The 203-nt window shown below is 44.3% G+C and carries 1 protein-coding gene; it reads right to left on the bottom strand.

Annotation, left to right across the window (positions count from 1 at the left end; genetic code table 11):
- Positions 1 to 203 (bottom strand): hypothetical protein (locus K8B81_RS20915; RefSeq protein ID WP_223683457.1); only part of this gene is annotated, 203 nt, incomplete at both ends.

Here is a 203-nt window from a genome sequence, read left to right as displayed (position 1 = left end):
TGCCTGAACCTGTACACTGGTTGTCTACTGATACAGTTAATGATGGGGTACTGTCTCTTTCAACAGCAACATCCACTTTAAATGTACAGCCATTGGCATCCTTAACCCAAACATCCCAGTTGGCATTTGTTGACGGATTTAGATCCGCACTGTTGCTGGCAACGTAATCTGATGCCACAGCAGCAACTCCGTCTTGTTTATAA

The organism is Flavobacterium hibisci, from assembly GCF_020026925.1.
GTDB lineage: Bacteria > Bacteroidota > Bacteroidia > Flavobacteriales > Flavobacteriaceae > Flavobacterium > Flavobacterium hibisci.
The sequence above is the reverse complement of the archived record's forward strand: the minus strand, read 5'-3'. Positions and strand labels throughout refer to the sequence as shown.